Source organism: Lentzea sp., assembly GCF_036380075.1.
GTDB lineage: Bacteria > Actinomycetota > Actinomycetes > Mycobacteriales > Pseudonocardiaceae > Lentzea.
This window is the reverse complement of sequence record NZ_DASVFL010000194.1, coordinates 1-8,732: the sequence shown is the minus strand read 5'-3', so window position 1 is coordinate 8,732 and position 8,732 is coordinate 1. Positions and strand designations below refer to the sequence as shown.

Sequence of the window (8,732 nt, the reverse complement as noted above, 5' to 3'; positions counted from 1 at the left end):
CGGGGGGCACCACAGGGTCTTACTTGACGGAGAACCCGCCCCAGGCGTTCATGCCGGTGTGCTCGACCTTGAGGTAACCGCTCGTGATCTCGCTCAGGGCGACCTCGGCGGCGTGCAGGCTGTGCGGCATGCGGTTCGCCGCCGCGGTCCACTCCCTCTGAGCCTGGTCGTACGAGCGCTTCGCGGCGTCGTCCCAGTCGGCGAGCGTGAGGCGGACCTGCTGGTCCATGTTCTCCAGCTCGGTCTTGAGGAGCTTGGTCACCCTGGCCATCTCGTCGCGGACCGTGTCCGCCATGGCGGGGTTGAAGGTGTAGGTGGCCATTGGTAGGTCCTTCCGGCAGGTGGATGGGGATCGCGGCGAGGGCTCAGAGGCCCTGCAGGCCGGGCCCGACGGGGATGGCGGAGGCGCGCTCGACGTTGGTCGACTCACCGGAGGTGATCGCCTGCCGGTTGCCCTTCATCAACTCGACCATCTCGCCGAGCTTCTGGCTGATGAACCGGCAGTCGGTCAGCCAGTCGTCCATCGACTTGGCGAACGCCCCCGAGGCGTCACCGGTCCAGCTGCTCCGCAGGACGTCGAGCATCTCCCTGACCTGGCTGACGCCCTTGGTCGCCGTGGACTGCGTGCTGGCGAGGTAGCCCTCGGCCTGCTGCATTCCCGGGGTGGTGGTTGACATTCCGGCCATGAAGAATCTCCTCGGTAGACGAACGTTTTCGGGTTGCCCGGAGCGTGACCGTCCCGGACAACGCTCAGCCATTCAAAGAACACCACACACGGCTGCTCAGATCAGCGAGCGCGGCGCATCAATGCCCTTGCACACCAGGACCGCAGCACGTTCGAACTTTTCGAGGAACGCATTCCCGTGTCGGGCGATCGTCGTGTCTCGTAGGTAACGCGGGACGAACTCACCACGGCCGATTGATTCGGAAATCAGGGTACTGCGAGTTTTGGCGCGCCTCGGCTGATGCCAGAGGAAACGGAAGCGCTCCGGGACCCGCAGCGGGTCAGTCGCCCGGCCGGCGGCGAACGCCGGTGGGGTTGTCCACCATGCCGGGCAGGACCGGAGTGCCGGCGACCGGCGGAGTCGCGCTCCGAGCCGGGGGGTCGGCAGGCGGGCGGAACGCACCGCCCGCCACCGCGTCGTTGCGGTGTTCCATGTCCTCGGCGAACTTGGCGAACTCCTGGAGACCGACCTCGAACTTGGTTCGCATCGCCTGCGCCAGGCCCCGCGTCCCGTCGCTCAGGGATTTGCTCCCGTCGACGTAGGCCGGCTCGACGTTCCTCCAGGATTCGTCCGTCTCACCGTCCACCACCAGCGGTCGCCGGACGCTCAACCGGTCGAACCTCGCCGTCATCAGCTCGAACTCCTCGGCCAAGGCACCCGAGTAAGCCGCGGCCCTGCGGATCGCGGCCGTGTCGACGCTGATGGGTTCGTTCCCGAACTCGCCCCTCGACGACGAGCTCTGTCCCGCAGTCGAGGATGACGGGTTGTCGGATCCACTGGCGGCATTGGGGTTCTTGGTGCTCACGCGTCCAGATCCCCGCCGGTCGTGATGTCACGCGTGGTGCCCAGCAGTTCGGGTTCGGGCGGGAGGAAAGTCCGGAGGTCCGCCTCGCCGGAGAGAAGACTCTCCGCGTCCATGCCAGGAGGCAGGGTCGGTGCGATCAGGACAGCGGCCTCCCGGCGTGCCATGCCCTGCGCCTCCGCGATGGTCTTGACGATCACGGCGGCGAGCTCCGACGGCGCCATGCGCTTGTATGCGCCCACGGGGAACCGGATGTCCGACACCGCTCCGCCATGCGCCGCCGTCACGGCGACAACCTGCCGGGCGGCGGTCGCCGTGCAGGAGATCTCACGCAGCTTGCGCTGCGTTTCGCTGATCTCGGCGAACTGACGGCGATACTGCTCCATCAACTCTTCGATCTGTTCGGATTTGGGTGAGGACACCCGGACAGTAGAGACCAGTACGCAATCCGCGATCAACGCCTGCGCTCGGCAGCGGGGTGGAAGCGCATTCATCCCTGCCTGAAAGCACCGCACGGGCAACCTGCTTCCACTCGGGTGTCTTGCTTAACCGGTCCAGCTGTGTATCAATTGGTGGACAGGGCGGACTCAACCGGCAGCTTTTCACCTCAGTCGAACCTGCCTCCCGGCACGGCTGGTGATTCGGACCTGATCACTGCTGTCATGGTCTGCATGACCTCGCTTACCGCCTGGCAGGGCGGGTCCCGCCGTTCTGCCGCCGCCGGACAGTCACGCCGGACAGGCACCCAGGTTGCGATCAGGACCATCGACCCGCTCGTCGAGTCCGGCCTGATCGCGATGCTGCGCTCCACCCCGGGAATCGACCTCGTCCCCAGCTGCGAGGAAGCCGAAGTCACCATCGTCGTGTCCGACGAGACAGATCTGCCGAAACTGCTTTCCGATGTGACGAGCCCGCGGATGGTGCTGATCGCCGACAACCTGAGGCAGGCCGAGCTGTGGTCCGCCATCGAGCGTGGCCTGGTTGTGCTGCTTCCACGCGGCGAGGCCACGACCCGGGCCAGGCTCATCCAAGCGATCTTCGACGCCCGGGAGGGGCGCGGAGACCTCCCGGCGGAGCACCTGGGCAACGTGCTGCACGGGCTGAAGCTCTTGCACGAGAACACGCTCAGCCCGCGCGACCTGAGCCTCAGCGGGCTGTCCCAGCGGGAGACGGAGGTCCTCCGGCTGCTCGCGGACGGTCTCGACACGGCCGAGATCGCCGAACGCCTGATCTACTCGGAGCGCACGGTCAAGAACATCCTGCACAGCCTCCTGAACAGGCTCGAGCTGCGCAACAGGGCGCATGCGGTCGCCTACGCGCTTCGTCACGGCATCATCTGATCGTGCGTTCGTTCCGGACCGGCGGCACCGTTGACCACTCGCGGCAGTTCATGTCCGAGGTCCCTCAGCCCACTCATCGAGACGGGGTCCAGCCAGCGGACAATCTTCGCGTCGCCGTCCACCGAGTGCAGTGACACGAGGTAGAAGTCCAGCACGAGCAACCAGCCGATCGCCTCCTCGAACGTCGAGAGCCGGGTGTGGCCGCCGGTCACGGGCAGGGTCCCGCCCCCCCACCTCCGCAGGGTTGGGCTGACGAAGTCGAGATGTGCCGCCTCCTCCCACGCCGGCATCCAGTCAGGACCGTTGCCGCCGTACTCGCGCCGCGGGATCGTTGTGCGCGCCGGTCCGTGGTCGCGCGGTCCGGGAACCACATCACCCCCGCGCGGGACGACCTTCGCCGATCTCGTGTTCCTCGAACACTCCGACTAAGCTCGACCAGATACGGTCCCAGCAGGCCATGTCACAGTTCCAACGGAAAGATCCAGTGATATCGCGGGTTTGCGGCGTGGGCGCCCACGACACCCGACAAGAGTGCCTTTGGGGTCGCTGACGAGCAGATCGGCAGTCGCCGGTCAGGACGCGAAAACCACCGTTAGTCCACAATGGACATTGCGCCACCGCGCATTCGTCAGGAGACGGCACGTACACGAGGGCAGTGATCATGCGACCAACGGGCCAGGGTGCCCACACAGGAGGCCTTCACCGTTGACGGTGCTGATCTACTCCCGGCCATGATTTGCTGGGACCGCTGTGGCGCCGATGTCGTGGGCTACTTCGAGGAGTTCGAAGTCGACATTCTCCGAGGCTACGCGGAAAGCCTCCTTCGATTGCTGGAACACCGCGCCGACTCGTACGGGACGGTCCAGGGGCAGCGCGTGCCGGTCAAGGCCACAGCCGATCCACGTCTTCTCGCGCTGCTGCGCGCCGAACTCGGACAGGACGAACCGGCCTGGACACTCGCCTTCCACGAGATCGCCTGCTTCACGGAAATCTCGCGCCTCTTGCGCGAGCAGCTCGCGACCCTCCCCCCGACCGGCGGTGCCGTGCGGTTCCGGACAGAGTCGGTGTCCGCGTGGCTGCGGATGATCCGCTGGTACGTAGCGGCGATCAACTCGATCTCCGACGACGAGGGACGCGCGACCGGCAAGTTGGCGAGACCTACGCTGGACTGGTTCACCGGCATCGCCGCCGGCCTCGAAGCCCTCCCGGAGATCCTCGAACCCGTGACGAAGACCGCACGGCGCAGCTGACCGGCTACACGAACTCCGAACGTACCGTCGCTGCGCGGGAACCGGGAAGTCCCCGGCGCAGCAGACGCCGACCGGACCTCGAAGGACGGTCAGTCGGCGAAGCGCGCGGAAGACTCCGGCAGCGCGGACGTCCCCGGCATCCACCGCACCGCCAGTAGGCCGGACGCCGCCCGGTGGGTTCGCGTAGAGCTCTGCGGTCTGCTCGTCCTCCATCATCATCTCGCGCATGAAGTCGCCGGTGAGCCGTACCGACGCGGGTCCTGCCGGATCGAACAGGACGTCGACCCCGTCTGCGAGCAGCACGACGAGCTCGCCTAGGTCGATCTGGCTCCACCGGGGAGCACATGATCCGCTGCCGGTGCACCTCCCCCGTCGCGACCACCACGCACAGGACGTCATCGGGCGACTTGGTGACGAGCGGGTTGCCGCCACCGTTCATCGCGATGTCGCAGTACGAGTCGCGCAGCACCAGCTGGATATGCTCGGCCTCGGCCCGCCCCTGGAGCACCAGTCGCAGCACCGCGTCCAGCAGGTCCGACGGCGAGCGTCCGCCCTCCGGGACGTATCCCGGGTTCGCCCGGAACTTTCCGAATTCACCCCCGTCCTCGACCGGCCACAATCCGAGGACAGCGTCGATGGACGGCGCCTCGTTCATCGACGCCGGAACCCAGGCGGGACCCATCAGTAGGAACCAGCTCTCGAACGGGGTCTCCGCCCGCGTTTCCTTCGTGGCTTCGGTCATTGTGATTCTCGTTCGCCCTTGCTCGTGTTCGCGATCAGATCTGCGTGCGTGCCGTCATAGGTCCTGCCCGGCTCCGCGCGGAGCACACCCATTTCCTGCGACCCGAAGCGGTCGTAGGCCCTGGTGACCTCGAGATCACTGAGCAGGCACGCTGCTCGGATGAATTCGCCGATCAAAGGTTCCGACAGAGGTGGTCGCGCCGTGGTAGGGCTGATGGCGCAGGAGGTGTTGGGCGGGGGTGGCCGCCGGGCAGGCTGGTGCTGGTGAGCAGGCGCAGGATGTCGAGCGGAGGTGAGGTGCACGGCTTGGCCGGTGGTGGTGAGGCGGCCGTGGAAGCCGTGGTCGTTGTGGTGTACAGCGACGGTGTAGTCGTTCTGACCGGCGGCGCTGTTGCGGAAGGCGGTCTGGACGATCGCGGTCCCACCGGAGTGGTGCCGGGGAAGAACATGCCGCGGATGCGGCCGGAGGCGTCGGTGCGCGGGACGACGTCCACGTCGGACAGGCTGGCGGTGCACGCGGCCAGCCGGTCGGTGAGCGGGGTGGGGTTGCGCGGAGTCCAGGCCGGAGCCTCCATGGTCACTGCCGCGGCGCAGTCGCGGAGGGTCCCGACGGTCCCTCACCCGCGTGCCGATCCCGCACGTGCACCCGTACCCGTCCCAGCCGTGGGTCATCCACCTCGACCACGTCGGCCACAACACCCACCCGCGCCATCAGCTGATCGATCGTGAAACTCGCGGTGCCTGGCGGGTAGGCGGCAAGCCGGCTACACACGGCTTCCTGGAGCAGGTGGAGAATCGGTTCAAGCACGGTCATGGCGGGCGGCGGTCGGCGACCGCGAGAACGCCTGTGTTCACCACACGCGTCTCGAAGTCCGACTGCTCCCGGCAGGACTCGGTCATCCCCAGTGGACTGTCGTAGACGAACAGCTCCCAGGTGTTGTCGAGGTGCTCGTCCGCGAGGGTGGGGACGACGGTGATCCCCCAGTCCCGCTGGTCCGGCCGGCGAGGGTGTTCCCCCAGGGGGTGTTGCCCGTCCAGCGCGGTCTGCACGAGAGCGGAGATCTCCCTGTCGACCACATCGGTCAGGACGAGCTGACGGTTCTGGACGTCGTCCCTGTTCGTTCCGGCCAGTCTCAGCTCGACCCGCAGGTCGAGTCCCTCACGCAGGTTCGTAGACAGGCCCACGGTCCGGCGGGCGATCTCGCCTGCCGGCCGGCAGAAGAGCCGTGCGGTCAGACTCGCTCAACCGTGGCGCGCTCAGATCGCCGAACCGTCCCTCCGCCAGCGAGACCGGTGCGCGAGGATGAGGTTCCCGCTGAGGCGCGACCTGTCTACGTGACTCCTGCTGAGGATCCACCGCTGAAACCGGACCGGGAGCACGCATCGGCACGGGTTCGGGCGACACCACGGCCGGTGCTTCGGGCGCGGGGATGACCGGGGGCGGTGTTCCGAAGGTGGAGGTGGCGTCATTGGGGGTTGTTCCACTCGGCGGGAATCACGCGCAGTTCCCATCGTTCATCGTCAGCCGGACCTGTCGGTTCGGCGATCCCTTGCCGGAGTTTGACAGCGATCCTGGAGATCGTTCCGGCCGGATAGCCGTCGCCGGCGAGGACGGTGTTGATCGCGGTGGCGAACTCAAGTGCCACAGCTCGTGACACCTGCTCGTGTCCGTGTGGTGGTCCGGAAAGCTGGATGAGTGCGTCGAACTCCGCGTGTCCTTGGCGGACCAAGTCGGCGATGTGCAGGGCTGCTCGTTCGAGTCTGGCCAGCTCGTCACGTGACAGCATGGCAGCGTGTCGTGGGGAGAACTCGCCGTGCGCCACCGAGGCGCTCGCCAGCAGCAGTCGGACAGCAGGATCGGAGACCACCGCTGCGGGCGGGGCGGACGAACGTGGTGGTTCGGAAGCTGGCGTGAGCGCAGGTGGCGTTGCGGAGAACGCCGGTTCGGGAAGGGTGGATTGCTGACGCAGCTCCCAGCGGCCCCGGTCTTCTTCCGGGGAGCCGTCTCGGATGTCCAGCTGGACGTGCAGGGTCAGTCCGAGGGTCGAGCCGCCAGCGAACTCGTCGGCGCGCAGGATGAGGTCGGCTTCTTCGACGAGCTGTCTGCCGACGGCGCGTGCCATCTGGTCGTGACGGGAGGAGAGGCCGTCCGGACCGTGCAGACTGACCAGGAAGTCGAACTCCCGGTGTCCGAGCGCCATCATCCGGGTGAGCTGTTTCGCAGCCTTCAGCAGCTGTGCGTGTTCGTGGTTCGAGAACGTCAGTGTGCGCTGTTCCCCGAAATCGCCCTGGGCGACGGGTTGGCCGGAGACGAGTCGGTGATGGCGAGCCTCTGCGGACTCATCCGAATGCGGTTCCGGGACGAGGATCTCGGCGAGGTCGTGCGGAATCGCTGCCCAGTCGATCTCGTCGAAGTCGTGCGGGTCCACACCGGAGAGGCTCTGGCCGGGACGTGCCGTCAGAATGGAAGCCTCGGCCATGGCCGTGTCCCAGACCGTCGACGGCAAATCCGGCTCGGCCATATCGACCGGATCTACGTCCATGTCGCCCGAGTAGGACTCGAACGGACCGGTGTCGGGACGGGCCCGCTGCTCGACCGCGTCGTCCGCAGTGGTCGGCACGGCACCGTTCGCATCGACGTCGGGAAGGATCTGATCGATGTCCATTCCGGACAGATTTAGACCTGAGAGGCCGAGGCCTTCGTCGGCACCGAACTCGTCCAGTCCGATGGGCAGGGCGTGCGCTGGGTCCAAGACCATCGGATCCCCGTAGGGGCCGTGGTCACCGTCTACGTTCTCGGCACCACCGGCGCGCTTTCCGGCAGACCCGGAAGTCGCCGGCTCATCGACGTCCATCGCGATGTGCGGAGCGTCTGCGCCCGCTGACCGCTTATTGATGGCAGGCACTGCGGACAGCTCCCGCTCGGGAGAACGATCGTCCCGCCACAAACGCCGCAACCCTCGTGAGGCGATGAGCTGTCCGGACAGCGCCACGACGCGCCTTTTGGTGTAGGGCTTTCCGGTCTCCCGGTCGAGTTCACCACGTAAACCTTTCGCCCACGCGTTTACCATTGCGCGCGTCTGCTGGTGAACGAAGCGCCCGCTCGGTTCGGTGTCAAAGGGAAGCGCCATCCTGAGCCGGTCGTCCTGGGTGATGTGTTCGCGGAGACTCAGCGGGCCTTCTCCAGTAATCGATGGCCGCCAGTCGATCAACTCGCCGGCAAGCTCCTCGGAGAGTTCTGGAACGGCAGGGCGATCCTCCTGCCACAGATACTGCACGGTCTTCCCGTCGAGAAGCCCACCCGATAATTCGGCAACACGTTTCCACGTATAAGTTTTTGCAGAGGTGGGGTCGATTTCTTCCCGGAATCCCTTCGCCCACGCATGCAAAACATCTTGCGTTCGCGAGTGCGCGAAGGTTCCGTAATTGTTGATGTCCAGCGGAAACGCCGATTTCATCAGATCATTGCGCTCAATGTGTTCACGGAGGTTATCCACCCCCTCCCCAGTGGGCGCAGGTCGCCAGTGGACCACTTTATCGATTAATTCTTGCATTAACTGTGGCACAGATTGAGGCCAGCCGGTCGGGGCCGGATTGGATGGAGGCAATTGGTGTAGCCACGTGTTGCCGGAAGGAAATGGGGTAACTGTCTGATCTGTGTTCCAGCCAGAACCAGTCGGGTCAGATTCGGGTCCACTGAAGCCGAATTCGCCAGTCGCCGACTCCGATGAGTTCAAGCCGGAATGCAATGGCACGGTGCCCAGGTAGTGTCCGCCGACCGTGTCGCGGCGCAGGAGTGTGATATATGCGGTGTCGGGCCAGGTGGGGCCGAACTGCCAGCCCGGACCCGACTCGCCGTTCTCGTCGAGGACGG

Annotated in this window: 10 protein-coding genes; 2 read left to right on the top strand and 8 right to left on the bottom strand. The window is 66.2% G+C overall.

Annotated elements, in window-relative coordinates; translation table 11 throughout:
* Nucleotides 1-19 precede the first annotated feature (19 nt).
* The 4 genes from VF330_RS21270 to VF330_RS21255 all read right to left on the bottom strand — a co-directional run bounded on the left by VF330_RS21270 (nt 20) and on the right by VF330_RS21255 (nt 1,949).
* Nucleotides 20-322 (bottom strand): WXG100 family type VII secretion target, encoded by a 303-nt coding sequence (locus VF330_RS21270; RefSeq protein ID WP_330853389.1) that lies wholly within the window; start codon nt 320-322, stop codon nt 20-22.
* A gap of 43 nt (nt 323-365) precedes the next feature.
* Nucleotides 366-686, bottom strand: a complete 321-nt coding sequence (locus tag VF330_RS21265) for a WXG100 family type VII secretion target (protein ID WP_330853388.1) — start codon at nt 684-686, stop codon at nt 366-368.
* 319 nt (nt 687-1,005) lie between these two features.
* Nucleotides 1,006-1,530 (bottom strand): hypothetical protein, encoded by a 525-nt coding sequence (locus tag VF330_RS21260; RefSeq protein ID WP_330853387.1) that lies wholly within the window; start codon nt 1,528-1,530, stop codon nt 1,006-1,008.
* Complete coding sequence (locus VF330_RS21255; RefSeq protein ID WP_330853386.1) at nt 1,527-1,949, bottom strand: YbaB/EbfC family nucleoid-associated protein; 423 nt, start codon at nt 1,947-1,949, stop codon at nt 1,527-1,529. The genes VF330_RS21260 and VF330_RS21255 overlap by 4 nt, the downstream gene beginning before the upstream one ends.
* A gap of 249 nt (nt 1,950-2,198) precedes the next feature.
* Between VF330_RS21255 and VF330_RS21250 the strand changes: the two genes are divergently transcribed.
* The gene (locus VF330_RS21250; RefSeq protein WP_330853385.1) at nt 2,199-2,867 is read left to right on the top strand and encodes a response regulator transcription factor; all 669 of its coding nucleotides are present in this window, start codon (nt 2,199-2,201) and stop codon (nt 2,865-2,867) included.
* Here the strand turns inward: VF330_RS21250 and VF330_RS21245 are convergent.
* Complete coding sequence (locus tag VF330_RS21245; RefSeq protein WP_330853384.1) at nt 2,852-3,079, bottom strand: hypothetical protein; 228 nt, start codon at nt 3,077-3,079, stop codon at nt 2,852-2,854. The two genes, VF330_RS21250 and VF330_RS21245, sit on opposite strands and share 16 nt — an antisense overlap.
* Before the next feature lie 552 nt (nt 3,080-3,631).
* On the opposite strand from VF330_RS21245, the gene VF330_RS21240 reads away from it, so the two are divergent.
* On the top strand, nt 3,632-4,117 hold the full coding sequence (locus VF330_RS21240; protein ID WP_330853383.1) for a hypothetical protein: 486 nt from the start codon (nt 3,632-3,634) through the stop codon (nt 4,115-4,117).
* 4 nt (nt 4,118-4,121) lie between these two features.
* On the opposite strand, the gene VF330_RS21235 is transcribed toward VF330_RS21240, so the two are convergent.
* The 3 genes from VF330_RS21235 to VF330_RS21225 form a co-directional block, all read right to left on the bottom strand.
* A complete protein-coding gene (locus tag VF330_RS21235) occupies nt 4,122-4,772 on the bottom strand; it encodes a type VII secretion system-associated protein (protein ID WP_330853390.1) in 651 nt (216 codons plus the stop codon).
* 896 nt (nt 4,773-5,668) lie between these two features.
* Nucleotides 5,669-6,043, bottom strand: a complete 375-nt coding sequence (locus VF330_RS21230; RefSeq protein WP_330853382.1) for a hypothetical protein — start codon at nt 6,041-6,043, stop codon at nt 5,669-5,671.
* Nucleotides 6,044-6,324: 281 nt separating this feature from the next.
* On the bottom strand, nt 6,325-8,732 hold a 2,408-nt coding region (locus tag VF330_RS21225; RefSeq protein WP_330853381.1), incomplete at its 5' end, for a hypothetical protein.